General features: G+C 73.4%; 15 protein-coding genes. 13 read left to right on the top strand and 2 right to left on the bottom strand.

What is annotated here, in order from left to right; genetic code table 11:
• Positions 1-44: 44 nt before the first annotated feature.
• The 9 genes from AB0O82_RS03460 to AB0O82_RS03500 all read left to right on the top strand — a co-directional run bounded on the left by AB0O82_RS03460 (position 45) and on the right by AB0O82_RS03500 (position 10127).
• Positions 45-983: a MerR family transcriptional regulator gene (locus AB0O82_RS03460; RefSeq protein WP_363579913.1), complete on the top strand. Its 939-nt coding sequence runs from the start codon at positions 45-47 to the stop codon at positions 981-983.
• A gap of 110 nt (positions 984-1093) precedes the next feature.
• Positions 1094-1690, top strand: a complete 597-nt coding sequence (locus tag AB0O82_RS03465; RefSeq protein WP_363579914.1) for an isochorismatase family protein — start codon at positions 1094-1096, stop codon at positions 1688-1690.
• A 282-nt stretch (positions 1691-1972) separates the two neighbouring features.
• Positions 1973-2707, top strand: a complete 735-nt coding sequence (locus tag AB0O82_RS03470) for a hypothetical protein (RefSeq protein ID WP_363579915.1) — start codon at positions 1973-1975, stop codon at positions 2705-2707.
• A gap of 20 nt (positions 2708-2727) precedes the next feature.
• On the top strand, positions 2728-3954 hold the full coding sequence (locus AB0O82_RS03475; RefSeq protein WP_363579916.1) for a radical SAM protein: 1227 nt from the start codon (positions 2728-2730) through the stop codon (positions 3952-3954).
• A 191-nt stretch (positions 3955-4145) separates the two neighbouring features.
• Positions 4146-5489, top strand: coding sequence for an extracellular solute-binding protein (locus tag AB0O82_RS03480; protein ID WP_363579917.1), 1344 nt, complete (start codon positions 4146-4148; stop codon positions 5487-5489).
• Positions 5486-6406 (top strand): sugar ABC transporter permease, encoded by a 921-nt coding sequence (locus AB0O82_RS03485; protein ID WP_363579918.1) that lies wholly within the window; start codon positions 5486-5488, stop codon positions 6404-6406. Before AB0O82_RS03480 ends, AB0O82_RS03485 begins: the two co-directional genes overlap by 4 nt.
• A gap of 56 nt (positions 6407-6462) precedes the next feature.
• Positions 6463-7293 (top strand): carbohydrate ABC transporter permease, encoded by an 831-nt coding sequence (locus tag AB0O82_RS03490; RefSeq protein ID WP_363579919.1) that lies wholly within the window; start codon positions 6463-6465, stop codon positions 7291-7293.
• 2 nt (positions 7294-7295) lie between these two features.
• Positions 7296-9017 (top strand): glycoside hydrolase family 36 protein, encoded by a 1722-nt coding sequence (locus AB0O82_RS03495; protein WP_363579920.1) that lies wholly within the window; start codon positions 7296-7298, stop codon positions 9015-9017.
• A gap of 57 nt (positions 9018-9074) precedes the next feature.
• On the top strand, positions 9075-10127 hold the full coding sequence (locus tag AB0O82_RS03500) for a LacI family DNA-binding transcriptional regulator (protein ID WP_363579921.1): 1053 nt from the start codon (positions 9075-9077) through the stop codon (positions 10125-10127).
• Between the two features lie 8 nt (positions 10128-10135).
• Here AB0O82_RS03500 and AB0O82_RS03505 read toward each other — a convergent pair whose 3' ends face one another.
• Positions 10136-10960: a DeoR/GlpR family DNA-binding transcription regulator gene (locus AB0O82_RS03505; protein WP_363579922.1), complete on the bottom strand. Its 825-nt coding sequence runs from the start codon at positions 10958-10960 to the stop codon at positions 10136-10138.
• Between the two features lie 175 nt (positions 10961-11135).
• On the opposite strand from AB0O82_RS03505, the gene galT reads away from it, so the two are divergent.
• A complete protein-coding gene (gene galT, locus AB0O82_RS03510; RefSeq protein ID WP_363579923.1) occupies positions 11136-12236 on the top strand; it encodes a galactose-1-phosphate uridylyltransferase in 1101 nt (366 codons plus the stop codon).
• Between the two features lie 44 nt (positions 12237-12280).
• Positions 12281-13423, top strand: a complete 1143-nt coding sequence (gene galK, locus AB0O82_RS03515; protein WP_363579924.1) for a galactokinase — start codon at positions 12281-12283, stop codon at positions 13421-13423.
• Between the two features lie 43 nt (positions 13424-13466).
• Here the strand turns inward: galK and AB0O82_RS03520 are convergent, their stop codons facing one another.
• Positions 13467-14180, bottom strand: coding sequence for an NAD(P)-binding domain-containing protein (locus AB0O82_RS03520; RefSeq protein ID WP_363579925.1), 714 nt, complete (start codon positions 14178-14180; stop codon positions 13467-13469).
• 99 nt (positions 14181-14279) lie between these two features.
• Here AB0O82_RS03520 and AB0O82_RS03525 point away from each other — a divergent pair, with 99 nt between their 5' ends.
• On the top strand, positions 14280-15098 hold the full coding sequence (locus tag AB0O82_RS03525) for a glucose 1-dehydrogenase (RefSeq protein ID WP_363579926.1): 819 nt from the start codon (positions 14280-14282) through the stop codon (positions 15096-15098).
• Between the two features lie 159 nt (positions 15099-15257).
• Positions 15258-16103: a helix-turn-helix transcriptional regulator gene (locus AB0O82_RS03530; protein ID WP_363579927.1), complete on the top strand. Its 846-nt coding sequence runs from the start codon at positions 15258-15260 to the stop codon at positions 16101-16103.
• Positions 16104-16309 lie beyond the last annotated feature (206 nt).

The following is a 16309-nucleotide window of genomic DNA, read 5'->3' on the forward strand; positions in this document are numbered from 1 at the left end:
GGTTACCTGGGTACGGTAGGAACTCCAGTCCGGTGGAGGTTCAAGTGCCTTTGCTCGATGAGACGTTGGGGATCGGCGAGCTGGCCCGGCTGACCGGCGTGCCGGTGCGGACCATCCGCTTCTACTGCGACGAGGGCATCGTCGACTCGGTGCGCAGCACGGGCGGGCACCGCAGGTTCGACCACGTGGCCGTGGAGCGGCTGGGCCTGGTCAGACGGCTGCGCAGGCTCGGGCTCGGGCTGCCCTCGGTCAGGCAGGTGCTCGCCGGAGAGCGTTCCGTGGCCGAGGTCGTCGCGGCCGAGCGGGCCGCGCTCGACGTGCGGCTCGCGGACCTGGCCTGGCGGCGGGCCTCGCTGCGCGCTGTCGAGGAGGCCGGACCGGCCGACCGGGCCGCCAGGCTGGAGCTGCTGGCCGCGATGGAGGGCGGGGGAGCCGCCCGTGACGCGCTGATCGGCTTCTGGAGGCGCGCGATGGCCGCCCCGGTGTCGGAGGCGATGCTCACCGCGTTCGTGGCGATCGCCGTACCCGAGCCGCCCGCCGACCCGACCCCGCCGCAGGTGGTCGCGTTCGCCGAACTGTTCGCCCTGGCCGGTGACCGGGAACTGAGCCGCGGCCTGCTGGCCAGGGCGCGGGCCGGCGCCGCGCTGATCGCCGACGAGGACGAGTTGGTGAGCGGGATCGGCGAGGCGTGCGCGCTGGCCCAGCCCCTGGTGCGGGCGGGTGAGCAGCCCCGGGCGGGCCCCGCGCTCGACCGGTTCGTCGCGGCCCACGCCGCCGTCCGCGGCGACCGCGACACCCCGAAGTTCAGGGGCCGCCTGCTGGCTTACGTGGCTGTCGACCGGGACCCGCGGATGCGCCGCTACTGGCGGCTCGTGGCCGAGGCGAGCGGGGATTCGGTCACCGTCGGCCTGTCCTACCTGTGGCTGACCGACTCCCTCGAACGCTCCGCTGCGGGCCTTGGCGGCGCCGCCGGGGTGTGCTGATCGCCGCGCCAGGCCCGTCCGGGTGAACGGCAGCCCGGGTTGCTTCGTCCACGCACCTCGAAGGCGTCAAGCTGGCCGCGAAATCCGTACCCCCGAGGAAAGGCCGGTCGATGGCTCGCGCGCTGATCGTGGTGGATGTGCAGAAGGACTTCTGCGAGGGAGGGAGCGTCCCGGTCGGCGGGGGCGCCGACCGGGCCCGGGCGATCGCCGAGCTGGTCCAGGGCCCGGAGCGGGAGGGCTGGGCGTGGGTGGTCGCGACCCGGGACCACCACATCGACCCGGGCCCGCACTTCTCCGCGCGGCCGGACTTCCGGGAGTCCTTCCCGGTGCACTGCGTGGTCGGCAGCGAGGGCGGCGAGTTCCACCCGTCCTTCGCGCCCGCCGTCGACGCGGGCGCGGTGGACGAGGTGTTCTTCAAGGGCGCGCACTCGGCGTCCAAGAGCGGGTTCGAGGGCTTCGCGGCGGACGGCACCCGGCTCGCCGACTGGCTGCGCGGCCAGGGCGTGGACGCGGTGGACGTGGTCGGGATCGCCACCGACCACTGCGTGAAGGCGACGGCGCTGGACGCCGTGAAGGCCGGGTTCGCGACCAGGGTGCTGCTGGACTACACGGCGGGCGTGGCCACCGACACCACGGTCACCGCCCTCGGCGAACTCCGGCAGGCGGGCGTGGACCTGACGGGCACGCCGGTCGTGCTGGCCGGATGAGGTTTGCGCGAGAAGTCGGCCCGGCCGACTTCTCGCGCATGCGTGGTTCAGACGTCTCGCTGCCCAACCCGATCCACGTGTCGCGGGCGGCACTTGAGTGACTGGTTGAGACCGCTTGTGTCGGTCCGTCAGCTGTGGTGTGTGAGATATGTGGTGCAAACACGACCATTTGTGGCGGGTCGCTGTTAGGGTGCCCATCTGAACGCCAACTCTCCATGATGTGAGCGGCATTGGAAGAGAGGGCGTCGACTCCACCTCCGTAGCCGACACCCGAGGAAGCGCGTGAGAGCCGAAGACGTCCCCCTGCTGTTCCAGGAGCTGGCCCGCGAGTTCGCGGACGTGACCGACATGTCAGTGGCGGCGACCGGCTCGTTGGCCCGAGGCGAGCACCGCACCGGGCCCGCCGGCGACATCGTCTCCAACCTCGACCTGATCCACGTCGTGGCCGACGGGGCCGACGTGCCGGAGGTCCGGGCCGTGCTGGGGCGGACGATGCGGCGGATCTCCGACACGTTCCGGATCGAGACGACGTCCGTCATAGCCATGCTCCCGGCGTTCCGGCTGGCCGGTCACGCCCACTACCGGATCAGCATGCGGCCCGAGTGGTTCTGCGACGGCCTCGGGCTCGGGCCGGAGGCCTTCGACCACTCCGGCCACGACGAGGACGACCCGGGCGAGGCGCTGGCCTGGATGATGCAGCCCGTCCCCTACTACCTGGCCAAGGCGACCATCCTGGACCCGACGACCAACCTCGCCAAGGCCCGCAGGGCGGCGATGCGACTGGCCGACCGGTTCGACCTGGAGGACATCCGCGAGGGCCTCGACGACCTGCCGGGCTCGCTGCGCACCTTGATCGCCAAGCACGACATCACCCCGCTCGAATCCACCGCCCGCTACCTCGCCGCCCCCACCCACCCCGCCATCGCACAGCTCGTCCGCGACGCGGTCTTCGTCGAGGGCATGGGCCTGTCGTCCGCCGACTCGATGGTCGTCATGCTGCCGTCCGCCCCGAACTGACCCGTACCGGAGAACACCGAATGCCCACCCGGCAGCACGTGGAGATCCTGCCCCCGCACCCGTTGCGGGCCGGCTACGACCGGGCCCTGGCGCGCGGGTCGATAGCCGATGCGTTCCAAAGGCGCCTGGAACCCGCCAACTTCACCCCCGGCTACCTCGGCGCCCTGACCGAGCGGGTCGAACAGGCCCTGGGCCAGGACCCGGGGGACGAGGCCATGCGGTGGCGCCTGGCCTTCCTCCTGCTCCAGAACAACGCCACCGCGGCCGGCGTCGAACGGGCCGGGGAACTGCTCGCCGGCTCCACCCTCCCGCAGGCCGTCCGCCTGGCCCGGCTGGTGGCCGGGATCCGCAGCAGGGCCGACCAGCCGCGTACCGGCCGCCGCGTCCGGCGGGTCAACTGGTCGATCAACAACCGCTGTCCGATGTCCTGCCAGGGCTGCTACAACCCGTTCGCGGCGGAGCAGATCGACCTCGACCAGGCCAGGCGGATCGTCGGGAAGCTGGCCGCGCACGGGACCACCGACCTGGTCCTGGCCGGAGGTGACCCGCTGCTGTGGCCGCCGGTCTTCGACGTGGTCGACCACGCCATCGCCAGTGGTCTCAAGGTCGGCCTCGACACCACCGGCTACACGCTCACCGCCGAGAAGCTCTCCCGGCTCCACGGCCTGTCCTCGCTGCGGCTGCCACTGGACGCCGTCACGCCGGAGGTGCAACGCGCCTTCCGCCGGAGCCCGGACGACAGGCTCCTCGACGCGCTGCTGGAGTCCCTGGCCCTGTGCGACGCCGAGGGCTTCGACCGGGTGCGGGTGCACACCGTGGCGAGTGCCGAGAACCTCCACCAGCTGCCGGAGCTCGCCGCGGAGGTGCTGTCCCACCCGTCGGTCGCCCAGTGGGTGATCTTCCAGTGGTGGGGCCGGCGGGCCTCGCCGGCCACGGTGCGCAGGCTCGGCGTGGCGGTGGAGGAGGTCCGCGCGGTCGTCGACGGGATCCGGCGCGACCACCCCGGCCGGGAGATCCACCTCGCGGAGAGCAGCGAGCGGGAGCTGCTGAACTGGATGATCCAGTCGAGCGGGCAGGTGGTCACCTTCGGGTCGGGCGCGGAGGAGGAGTTCATCCTGGGCAACCTCCTGACCGACGAGGTCGAGGAGATCCTGACCCATCCGATCCTGGACTTCGAGGCCATGGCGCGGGGGATCCCGGTCACCCCGGGAACCGTGTTCGGCGCTCCGGACGCGGTCCTGGGATAACAGAACGGTTTCGGAGCCCACCCTCTCCGCGCCCAGGTCTTGACGGCGCGGGGAGGGTGGGCGTTTGCTGTGACCCGCTCGTTCGAACCTGTTTGGTTCTGGTTTGTTTTGTGTATTTGAACGTTCAAAACCCTTTAAGCCCCCCTCCCTCCTGCCTCACCCTTCCTCGCCACCCCTCAGAGAGGAATGCAATGTCACACCTTTCCCGTCGTGATCTGCTCCGAGCCTCAGGAGCGGGCCTGCTGGCCCTGACCGCCGGCGGCACGCTCGCAGCCTGCGGCGACTCCGGCTCCGGGGGCGCCTCGGGCGGGGACGCCGACACCGGCAACATCACCGTCTGGTCCTGGGCCACGGCAGCCGAAGCCCTGCGCGGGATCGTCCCGGCCTTCCAGAAGGACAACCCGGGGATCACGGTCGACGTCCAGGACATCGGCGAACCGGCCATCTGGGACAAGATCACCGTCGGCCTGGCGGCCGGCGGCCAAGGCCTCGGCGACGTGCTGCACATCGGCTGCGACTACCTGCCCGGATACCAGGAGAAGTTCCCCGGCGGCCTGGCCGACCTCTCCGCGCTCGGCGCCGACGCGCACAAGGACAAGTTCGCCAAGGGCCTGTGGCCCGTCGTCAGCGGCAAGGACGGCCACGCCTACGCACTGCCCTGGGAGGTCAACCCGCTCGGCTTCTTCTACCGCAAGGACTACTTCGACAAGGCGGGCATCGACCCCGAGTCCTTCGCCACCTGGGACGACCTGCTCGCCGTGGCCGACCGTTTCAAGGCCGCCAACCCCGGCGTCGCCCTGATCGGCATCAACAGGGCCGCCAACCCCACCCCCGACCTGGACTTCGTCCAGGCCCTGATGCAGCTCCAGGGCGCCTTCTACTTCGACCTCCAGGGCAAGATCACCGTCGGCTCGGAGGCGGCCGTGCGCGCCCTGACCATCGTCAAGCGGCTGGACGAGGCCGGGCTGATCGGCGACACCCCCGGCGTCCAGAGCTGGCCGCCCGTGATGAAGGCCGGCAAGCTCGCGGTGGCCGCGATGCCCGCCTGGGTCGCGCACTACCTGGAGAAGAAGATCCCCGACCAGAGCGGCAACTGGCGTCTCACCAAGCCCCCGGCGGTCACCCCCGGCGGCAAGCGCACCGCCCTGGTCAACTCCACCCACCTGGCCGTCGCCGCCTCCAGCCCGCGCCGCCGCGCCGCCTGGAAGTTCGTCGAGTACACGGTCACCCGCCCGGCCTCGGTGAACGCCATGTTCAACGCGGGCGGCGTCTTCCCGGCCCTCACCGAGGCCTACACCGACCCGCTGTACGCCGCGCCGAGCGCCTACTACGGCGGGCAGCCGGTGCTCAGGACCTTCGCCGACCTCGCCACCGAGGGCGGCTACCCCACCAACTACTCCGGTGACTACGCCCGCGCCCTCAAGCTCGTCAGCGACGCCCAGGTCAAGGTCCTCCTCAAGGGCGCCGACCCGGCCGCCGTCCTCCAGGACGCCGCCAAGCAGCTCGCCCAGCAGACCGGGCGCGGTATCGCATGAGTGCCGCCAGCCCGCCCGCCGCCCTCTCCAGGAGGTCCGCAGCGCGGCGCCGGTCCCGCCGGCGGCGCGCCGCCGTACCGTACCTGCTGCTCGCGCCCGCCCTGCTGACCTTCGGCGTGTTCAAGGCCTACCCGGTCGTCGAGTCGCTGCTGCTGTCCTTCACCACCGGCTCCGGCGCCGCCACCCGCGACGCAGGCCTCGCCAACTACCGGCGCCTGCTGGACGACCCGCTGTTCTGGACGGCCCTGTCCAACACCGGCGAGATCCTCGTCATGCAGGTCCCGCTGATGCTCGGACTGGCCCTGCTGATGGCCGTCGGCATCAACTCCGCGGTGGTGCGCTGGCGCACGGTGTGGCGCCTCGGCGTCTTCATGCCCTCGGTCACCGGCCTGGTCGCCACCGGTGTGATCTTCGCCTACCTGCTCAAGACCGACGACGGCGCGGTCAACTGGGTGCTGAACGCCGTCGGCCTGCCCTCCGTCGACTGGCTGGGCCAGCCCGTCTGGGCCCGGGCGGCCGTCGTCGTGGTGCTCACCTGGCACTACACCGGATACAACGCCGTCATCTACCTCGCCGGACTCCAGTCCATTCCACGGGAGTTGTACGAGGCCGCGATGGTCGACGGCGCCGGACCGATCCGCCGCTTCACCTCCGTCACCGTCCCCGCGCTGCGCCCGGTGCTGCTGTTCACGGTCGTACTCTCGACCATCGGCACGCTCCAGCTCTTCGACGAGCCGTACGTGCTGACCGGCGGCGGGCCGGACAACGCCACCCTGACCGTCTCCATGTACCTGTACCAGAACGGCTTCCGGTACTACGACTTCGGCTACGCCTCCGCCGTCGCCTACGCGCTCACCCTGCTCGTGACGGTGCTCGGCGCCGTCCAGATGCGCCTGATGGGAGAGCGCGACAAGTGACCTCCCAAAGCGATACCTCCAAGAGCGATACCCCCCAGAGCGAGGCCTCCGAGCGCGTGAACCCCCTCAAGAAGCTGCGCGGCTGGCCGCTGACCTTCCTCCTCGCCGGCATCACCGGGCTGTCGATCGCCCCCTTCTACTGGCTGGTGGTCTCCGCCACCCGCAAGGACACCGAGGTCTTCGACTGGCCGCCCAAGCTGCTGCCCGGCGGGAGCCTCGGCGAGAACCTGAGCCATCTGGAGCAGAAGATCGGCCTGCTCAGGGTCGTCGGGAACTCCCTGCTGGTGGCGGGGGTCCAGACGCTGGGCGCCCTCGTGGTGGCGCTGCTCGCGGGCTACGCCTTCGCCAAGTTCCGCTTCCGCGGCCGGACCCTGCTGTTCGCCCTGCTGTTCTCCACCCTCGTGGTGCCCGAACAGGTCATGCTGGTACCGCTGTTCAAGATGATGACGAACTTCGGCCTGCTGGACACCTACCAGGCGCTGATCCTGCCCGGCCTGTGCGTGCCCTTCGCCATCTTCCTGATGCGGCAGTCGCTGAGCAGCCTGCCGGACGAACTCCTGGACGCCGCCCGGGTCGACGGCGCGGGCGAGTTCCGGGTGCTGTTCAGCGTGGTGGTACCGGTCATGAGGCCCGTGCTGGCAGCCCTCTCGATCTTCCTCTTCCTCGGCTCCTGGAACCAGTTCGTCTGGCCGCTGATCGCTCTGCGCAGCCCCGGGATGCACACCCTGCCCGTCGCCCTCGCGACCCTGCACGGCAACAAGAGCAACACCGACTACGGCGCGATCCTCTCCGGCACCGCGCTGTCCACCCTGCCGATGATGGTCCTCTTCCTGGTCCTCCAGCGGCAGTTCATCTCCGGCCTGCTGGCCGGCGCCACGAAGGGCTGAACATGACCGAGATCTGGGAACCGCACGCCCCCGCCGTCGCCGGCGGCCTGCGTTCGCTCTACGCAGAGGGCCTGGACCTGCGGGTCAGCGGGAACGCGACCGCCCGCGGGGCGGGCGACGGAATCGTCGAGGTGACCGCCGAAGGGACGGGCGACGTCCGGATCGAGTGGCGGGTGCCGTGCGTGGACGCCACCGCGTTCTGGACGCCCGAGCCGCGCGGCACCGGCTGGCTGCCCGCCGCGTGGAGCGCTCCGCGCCGCACCAGCCTGGCCAACGGCGCCCCGATCGCCGCCCTGATCGGCACCGGCGACCTCGCGATCTGCGCCTTCGCCGCCGAGCGCGTCGACGTTCTGGCCGGCGCCGGAGTGCTGGAGGAGACCGGGGAGTTCCGGTTCTGGGCGCAGGCCGCCGGCCGGCTGACCGTCCGCATCGACACCTCCCGCCGGCACTTCGCGCGCTGCCTGGCCGACCTCGCCGCCTGGTGGTGGGCGGGCCGCGCGGCCGACATCCCCGCCATCCCCGAGGCCGCCCGCCGCCCCGCCTACTCCACCTGGTACTCGATGCACCAGGACGTCTCGCCGAAGGCCGTCGAGACCCAGGCCGCGCTCGGCAAGGAGCTCGGCATGGACGTCATCATCGTCGACGACGGCTGGATGACCGCCGACCGCACCCGCGGCTACGCGCACTGCGGCGACTGGGAGCCGGTCTCGCTGCCCGACACCGCCGCCCACGTCCAGCGCGTCCACGACCTCGGCGTGCAGTACCTGCTCTGGTACGCGCTGCCGTTCATCGGCAAGGACAGCGCAGCCTTCGAGGCGATCGGCCGCTACGCGCTCGCCGACGCCGCCCACCTGGGCGCGGTCGTCGCCGACCCGCGCTACCCCGAGGTCCGCGCGTTCCTGACCGGCCGGCTCGCCCGCGCCGTCGAGGAGTGGGGCATGGACGGACTGAAGGTCGACTTCGTCGACTGGTTCGCCCGCGCCGACGCGCCGGAGGCCGGGCCCGAGGCCGACTGCGCCACCGTGGACGAGGGCGTCGAGCGGCTGCTCGCCGCCATCCGCCGCCGGATCACCGCGGTCAAGCCGGGGGCGATGATCGAGCACCGCCAGCCGTACGTCAGCCCCGGCCTGTGGCCGTACGTCACCATGGTCCGCGCCACCGACTGCCCGCTCAGCCCGCAGGAGAACCGGCAGCGCACCATCGACGTGCGGCTCGCCGCCGGGCCCGTCCCGGTCCACGCCGACATGCTGATGTGGCACCCGGCCGAGCCGCCCGAGCAGATCGCCTGCCACCTGATCAACGTGCTGTTCTCGGTGCCGCAGGTCTCCGTCGACCTCGCGGCGCAGAGCCCCGGGCAGCGCGAGGCGATCGCCTTCTGGCTCGGCGTCTTCCGCGAGCACGTCGCCACCCTGCAGCTCGGCGAGCTGCGCCCGGCCCGGCCGGACCTCGGTTACCCGATGGTCACCGCCGTCGGCGGCGGCACCGTCGCGGTGGCCCGCTACGCCGCGCTGCCGGTGGACGTCTCCGGTGCGGACTGGCGCACCCTGCTGGTCGCCAACGCCGACGCCGATCCGGACGTCCGGCTCACCGGCGGCGGCGGGACGGCCGAGGCCACCGTGCAGGACGCCCGAGGGCGTATCGTCCGGCAGGGCGAGGTCGAGCTCGACCGGGCGGGCGGCATCGCCGTGCCGCGCGGTGGGCTGCTGACCCTGCGCCGTCCGTAGAACCGAGCAGTGGAACCGAGCACCCGTCAGACCCGAGCAGCCGTCCTGGAGCCTCCGATGCCCGAGGGAACACCCCGACCGCGCCGCGGCGCCACCACCATCGAGGAGGTGGCCCGCGCGGCCGGGGTGTCCCGGCAGACCGTCTCCAACGCGCTCAACGCCCCCCAGCGGGTCCGCCCGGACACGCTGGCCCGGGTGACCGCGGCGATCCGCGAACTCGGCTACCAGCCCGACCAGTCGGCGCGTTCGCTGCGCAGCGGCGCCCGGCGCACCCTCGGCTACCTCGCCCCGGTGGACGACCCGTTCGACCCCAACCCGCTGATGGCCGGCTTCCTGGAGGCGCTGGTCGACGCGGCGGGGGCGCAGGGGCAGCGGGTGCTGCTGTTCCGTCCGGGGCAGGGTGCGGCCGAGAGCGGGGTCCAGCGGGCGGCCGGCCCGCTGGCGGCCATCGACGAACTGGTGGCGGCCCGTCAGGTCGACGGGCTGGTGCTGGCGGACGTGCTGGGCGATGACCCCCGGATCGGGCACGTCGTCCGGGCCGGCCTCCCGTTCGTCGCCTTCGGACGGACGGGCCCGGGGCAGCCCCAGCACTGGGTCGACATCGCCAACGACACGGCGATGGCCGTGGTGGTGCGGCATCTGGCGGGGCTCGGCCACCGCCGGATCGGGTACGTCGGCCGCGCCGAGGACCTGCCGTGGATGGCCGCCCGGCGGGCGGGCTTCCTCGCCGAGGCGGCCCGGCTGGGCCTGTCCGCGGTGACGGCGGCGCGGCCGGACGTCGCGGCCGTGCGGGAGCTGCTGCGCGGGCCCGAGCGGCCGACGGCCTTCGCGGCGGGCAGCGACCTGCTGGCGCTGGACGTCTACGAGGCGGTCCGGGCGGAGGGATCGGCGGTCGGGCCGGCGGGGGTGGCGGTCACCGGTTTCCACGACACGCCGCTCTGCCGCCACCTGCACCCCGCGCTGACCTCGGTGCGGCTCCCGCTGCGGGCGATCGCCGCCGCCCTGGTGGAGCGGCTGCTCGGCCAGGTGCGCGGGGAGGCGCTGCCGGCGGGCGGTCTTGAACTGGCCGCCGAGCTGGTGGTGCGGGCGAGTTCCCGGACGGGTCCTTAGGGGGCCCGTCAGGCCTGGGGGTCCTGCTCCCCGGTCGGAGCGACGATCAGCTCGCCCACCAACTGGGCGGCCGACGACCGGTGTTCGGCCGCCAGTGCGTCGTCGGTGACCAGCACGTCCAGTTGCTCCAGTGCGGCGAAGGAGGCCAGGCCGACCGCGTTCCACTTGGTGTGGTCGGCCACCACGACGACCCGGCGGGCGGACTGGAGGAAGGTCCGGTTGGTCTCCGCCTCGGCCAGGTTCGGGGTGGTCAGCCCGGTCTCGGCCGAGAGGCCGTGGCAGCCCATGACCAGCACGTTGACGTGCAGCGAGCGGATCGCCTGGTCGGCGACCGGCCCGACCAGCGCGTCGGAGGGCGTGCGGACGCCGCCGGTGCGGATCACCGTCGCGGTGGCGGGGGTGCCGTCCTCGTCGGGTTCCTCCAGCAGTTCCGCGATCCGCAGCGAGTTGGTGACGACGGTGAGGCCCTCGACGGCGCGCAGCTGCCGGGCGACCGCGAAGGTGGTCGTCCCGGCGGCCAGCCCGACCGCCGAGCCGGGCGGCACCAGGGCGGCGGCGGCCCGGGCGATGGCCTCCTTGGCGGGGAGCTGCCAGTTGGCCTTGGTCTCGAACCCGGGCTCGCCGCTGGCCGCCGCCTCCGTCCGCACCGCCCCGCCGTGCACCTTGTGCACCAGGCCGCGGCGGGCCAGCGCGTCCAGGTCGCGGCGGATGGTCATGTCGGACACCCCGAGGTCCCGGACCAGTTCGGTCACCCGGACGCCGCCGCGCGCGCGGACCCGCTCCAGGATCAGCACGCGGCGCTGTCCGGCGAGCGGTTGGGCGCTGTCAGCCATCGGGGGGCTCCTCGGGTCGGTGTGGTCGGCGTGACCGTCCGTCCAGCCGTTCGACTGGCCGCCCGGCGGGCCACGGTCACCGCCATCATGGCAGGCGCGGGCCTCTTCCGGACAGCCGGGCCTGATGGATAATGTTGGATATTGTTGTTTCGTGTCGGATAGAGGGAAGAAGGCCATGGCCGGGACCCTGACCCAGCCCACCGCCAAGACCGCGACCACACTCGCGGACGGGCGACAGCTGATCTACTACGACAGCGGCGAGGCCGTCCCCCGGGACGCCGTCGACCGGCGCCCGCTCGACCCGCCCGCCCACGGCTCCGAGGTCCGGCTCGACCCGGCCACCGGAGCCTGGGTCACCGTCGCCGCGCACCGCCAGGCCCGCACCTACCAGCCCCCCGCCGAGGAGTGCCCGCTCTGCCCCTCCCGGGACGGCCGGCACAGCGAGATCCCCGCCGACGACTACCAGGTGGCCGTCTTCGAGAACCGCTTCCCCTCGCTGGCCGGCCCCCCGGCGGAGCTGGAAGGCGTCGGCGGACCGCGGGTCAGCGGCCCCGGCGCCGGGCGCTGCGAGGTGGTCTGCTTCACCGCAGACCACGACGCCTCCTTCGCCGACCTCGACGAGCGGCGGGCCCGCCTCGTCCTCGACGCCTGGACCGACCGCACCGCCGAACTCGCCGCCCTCCCCGGCGTCCGGCAGGTCTACTGCTTCGAGAACCGGGGTGCCGAGATCGGCGTCACCCTCGCCCACCCGCACGGCCAGATCTACGCCTTCCCCTTCACCACCCCGCGCACCGCCCGGATGGCCGCGCGCGCGGCCGAACACCGCGCCGCCACCGGCCGCAGCCTCTTCGACGACCTGCTCGCCGCCGAACGCGCCGACGGCGCCCGGGTGGTGCTCGCCGGAGAGCACTGGACGGCCTTCGTCCCCTTCGCCGCCCGCTGGCCGTACGAGGTGCACCTCTACCCGCACCGCAGGGTGGCCGACCTGACCGGCCTCGACGAGCCGCAGCGCGCCGAATTCCCGGACCTCTACCTGGAGTTGCTGCGCCGCTTCGACCGCCTCTTCGGTGCCGGCCGCACCCCGTACATCTCCGCCTGGCACCAGGCGCCCGCCGGCCAGGAGGACGAACTCGCCCTCCACCTGGAGCTGTTCACCATCCGGCGCGCGGCCGACAAGCTCAAGTTCCTGGCCGGGGTGGAATCCGGCATGGACGCCTTCGTCAACGACGTCACCCCCGAGGACGCGGCCCGCCGGCTGCGGGAGGTAGCCCTGTGACCACGCCCGTGCACACGCCCGTGACCACGCCCGTGGAGACTCCTGTGAACACCCTCGCGACCTCCTTCGAAGAGCTCCACGGCCACGCCCCCGAGGGGGAGTGGGCCGCCCCCGGCCGGGTCAACCTGATCGGCGAGCACACCGACTACAACCTCGGGTTCGTGCTGCCGATCGCCCTCCCGCAGGCCGTCCGCGCCCAGGCCCGGCGCCGCGACGACGGCCGGCTGCGGCTCTGGTCCGCCCAGGGCGACGGGGTGGTCGCCGACCTGGCCGTCGCGGACCTGGCCCCGGGCTCGGTGCCCGGCTGGGCGGCCTTCCCGGCCGCCGTGGTGTGGGCGCTGCGCGAGGCCGGGCACCCCGTCGGCGGTGCCGAGTTCCGACTGGAGAGCGACGTGCCCGGTGGTGCCGGGCTGTCCTCCTCGGCCGCCCTGGAATGCGTCGTCGCGATCGCGTACAACGACCTGTACGGGCTGGGCCTGTCCGCACCCGACCTCGCCCTGATCGCACAGCGGGCCGAGAACGACTTCGTCGGCGTCCCCTGCGGGATCATGGACCAGATGGCCTCGATGTGCTGCCGCCCGGGCGCCGCCCTGCACCTCGACAGCCGGGACCTGGCGATGCGGCAGGTGCCGCTGGACCTCGCCGGTTCCGGCCTCGCCCTGCTGGTCCTCGACACCCGGGTCAAGCACGACCTCGGCGACGGTGCCTACGCCGCCCTGCGGGCCGGCTGCGAGCGGGCGGCCGCGCTGCTCGGACTGCCCGCGCTGCGCGAGCTGACGCCCGCCGCCCTGCCGGCCGCCCTGCCCCGACTCCCCGAGGAGCTGAGGCCGTTGGTGCGCCACGTGGTCACCGAGAACGAGCGCGTCACGGCCGCCGTCGCCCACCTGGACGCCGGCCGGCCCGCCGCGCTCGGCCCGATCCTCACCGCCGGCCACGCCTCGCTGCGCGACGACTACCGGGTCTCCTGCCCCGAGACCGACCTCGCCGTCGGGGCCGCCCTCGCCGCCGGCGCCCACGGCGCGCGGATGACCGGCGGCGGCTTCGGCGGCTCGGTGATCGCCCTCGTCGACGCACCGGCCGCCGACACCGTCGCCGCCGCCGTCACCACCGCGTTCCGCGCGGCCGGCTACGCCGCCCCGCGCACCCTCACGGCCGTCCCGGCCGAGGGGGCCCGCCGCACGGGCTGACCGGGCCCGTCGGGGTCGGCGCGGGGAGCACGCCTTCCCGGGGTCACGCCTTGTGGTCCGCCGGGCGCTCCGGAGACGCCTCCGCGAGCGCCCGGGTGACCGCCTCCACCCCGGCGCGCAGCCCGTACACCGGCGTGCCCGGCTGCTGGCGCCAGGACTCGTCGATCCCGCCCGCGTCCACCGTGTCGAAGCCCAACTCGTCGATCAGCGCCCGCACCACGCGCTTGGCCGCCTCGTCGTCCGCCGCCACCGGCAGGGCGATCCGCTCCGGGTCGCCCTCCGGCCGCGGCCGCTCCAGCAGGTCCTGCGCGTAGGTGCCGTTGAACGCCTTCACCACGGGGTGGCCGAGGTGCCGCTCCGTCCACCGGCTCTCGGTCAGCCCGTCGTCCTCGATCTCGTCGATCCGGCCGTCGCGCTGCTGCGGGTAGTAGTTGCCGGTGTCGATCACCGCCGCGCCCTCGGCCGCGCCGTCCAGCAGCCCGGCCGGCAGGTCCGGCACGTTCTTCAGCGGCACCGTCACCACCACGACCTGCGCTCCGCGCGCCGCCTCGGTGGCAGGCACGGCCGTCGCGCCCGTCTCCTCGGCCAGGGCGGCCAGCGACTGGGGACCGCGCGAGTTGGCCACCGAGACGTCGTGCCCGAGCGCCGTCAGCCGTCGGGTCAGGTTGCCGCCGATGTTGCCCGCACCGATGATGCCGATCTTCATGTCAGACCCCTGTTCGCGAGTGTCACACGCCTGTCGTCCTGCCCCAACCACCCGGTGGCGCCGTCGATTCCCGGTGCAGGGTGGTTCTTCCGGACCCAGGGTCGGGCCGGGCCTGGTCCCGGCTCCACGGCCGTCGGGAGAGTGGGTGCCATGACCGACAACGCCCCGTCCGACAACGCCATGACCCGGGATCCCGCCGACCCCCGGGAATTCGCCGACCGCACCGTCCTGATCACCGGCGGCACCAGCGGCATGGGCCTCGCCACCGCCCGCCGCCTCCTCGCCGCCGGCGCCCGGGTGGTCATCACCGGCCGTGACGACGCCCGGCTCGCCCGCGCCGCCGAACGGCTCGACGGCGGTGACCGGCTGCTCGCCGTCCGCGCCGACGTCGCCGCCCGGGCCGACCTCGCCCGGCTCGCCGCCACCGTCCGGGAGCGCCACGGCGCGCTCGACGGCGTCTTCGCCAACGCGGGCGTCGGCGTCTTCCAGCCCGCCGCCGACGTCACCGAGGACGACTTCGACCACACCGTCGACGTCAACTTCAAGGGCGTGTTCTTTACCGTCCAGCACGCCCTGCCCCTGCTGGAGGCGGCCGGCGGCGGCTCCATCGTGCTCAACGCCTCCTGGACCCCGCACCGCGGCCTGCCCGACGCCCCCGTCTACGCCGCGACCAAGGCGGCCGTCCTCAGCCTCGCCCGCACCCTCGGCAGCGGCCTCGCCGCGCGCGGCATCCGGGTCAACTCCGTCAGCCCCGGCTACATCGCCACCGAGATGTTCCACGCGGTGATCCCCGACCCGGCCGCTCACGAGCCGATCCGCGCGCGCATCCCGCTCGGCCGCCTGGGCCGGGCCGAGGACGTCGCCGAAACCGTCGCCTTCCTGCTCTCCGACCGGTCCTCCTACATCACGTCCCAGGACATCGTCATCGACGGCGGCCTGGTGCCCGCCGTCCAGGCCGTCGCGGGCTGACGTCCGGTTGATCCCCGGCTGCCCCCGGCCGCGCCCCGCTACCGCCTGCCCCCGGCCGCGCCCCGCTATCGCCTGCCCCCGGCCGCGCCCCGGTGCCGGCCGTGCCTGGTCCTGGCAGGGCCAGGCACGGCCGGCCGCCTCCGGGTGAGAATCATCCCCATGAACCTGACCAGTGCCCTGAGCGAGTTCCTCCGCACCCGCCGCGCCCAGCTGCGGCCCGAGGACGTCGACCTGCCCGACTACGGCGGACGCCGCCGGGTCGCGGGGCTGCGTCGCGAGGAGCTCGCCCACCTCGCTGGGGTCAGCGTCGACTACTACACCCGCCTCGAACAGGGCCGCGTCGGCAACCCCTCCGAAGCCGTCCTCGACGCCGTCGCCCGCGCCCTGCAACTCGCCCCCGACGAGTCCGGCCACCTCCACCGCCTCGCCCGCCCCACCCGCCGCGCGCCCCGCCGCCGCACCGCCCCGCAGCAGCCCCGCCCCTCCCTGCTGCGCCTGCTCGACCAGCTCGACCACGTCCCGGCGCTGGTGATGGGCCACCGGATGGACGTCCTGGCCTGGAACCGTGCGGCCGTCGCGCTGTTCGGCGACTACGGCGCCCTGCCGGTCGAGGACCGCAACATCGCCCGCGGCACCTTCCTCGACCCGGCCTCGCGCGAGCTCTACGGCGACTGGACGGCCTGCGCCCGCGAGAACGTCGCCTTCCTCCACCTGGAGGCGGGCCGCCGCCCCCACGACCCCCTCCTCGCCGAACTCGTCGGCCAACTCTGCGTCCACAGCGAGGAGTTCCGTCACCTCTGGGCCGAACACCCGGTCGCCGACAAGACCTCCGGCCGCAAGCTCTTCCACCACCCCATCGCCGGCCCCCTCGACCTCGCCTACGACACGCTCCGCCCCGCCGACGACCCCGACCAGGCCCTCGTCACCTACACCGCCGACCCGCACACCCCGTCGGACGACGCCCTGCGCCTCCTGCTCTCCTGGTCGGCGTCGGCGAGCCGCTGAGCGGCCTGCTCCAACGGCCGTCTGCCCGAACGGCACGAGATCCTGGGCACAAAAAGGCCGGTCGTAGGCCCTCGCGGGGGTCGAGGGCCTACGACCGGGGTTCAGGGGGGTGTTAGTCGAGGTCGTCGCCGAAGTCGGGGCGGATGCCCTTGGCGAACTGGATCTCGTCGTTGCTGGTGCCGGCCGCGACCATCGGCCAGACCATG

It is taken from the genome of Kitasatospora sp. NPDC088264 (genome assembly GCF_040685715.1).
Lineage (GTDB): Bacteria > Actinomycetota > Actinomycetes > Streptomycetales > Streptomycetaceae > Kitasatospora.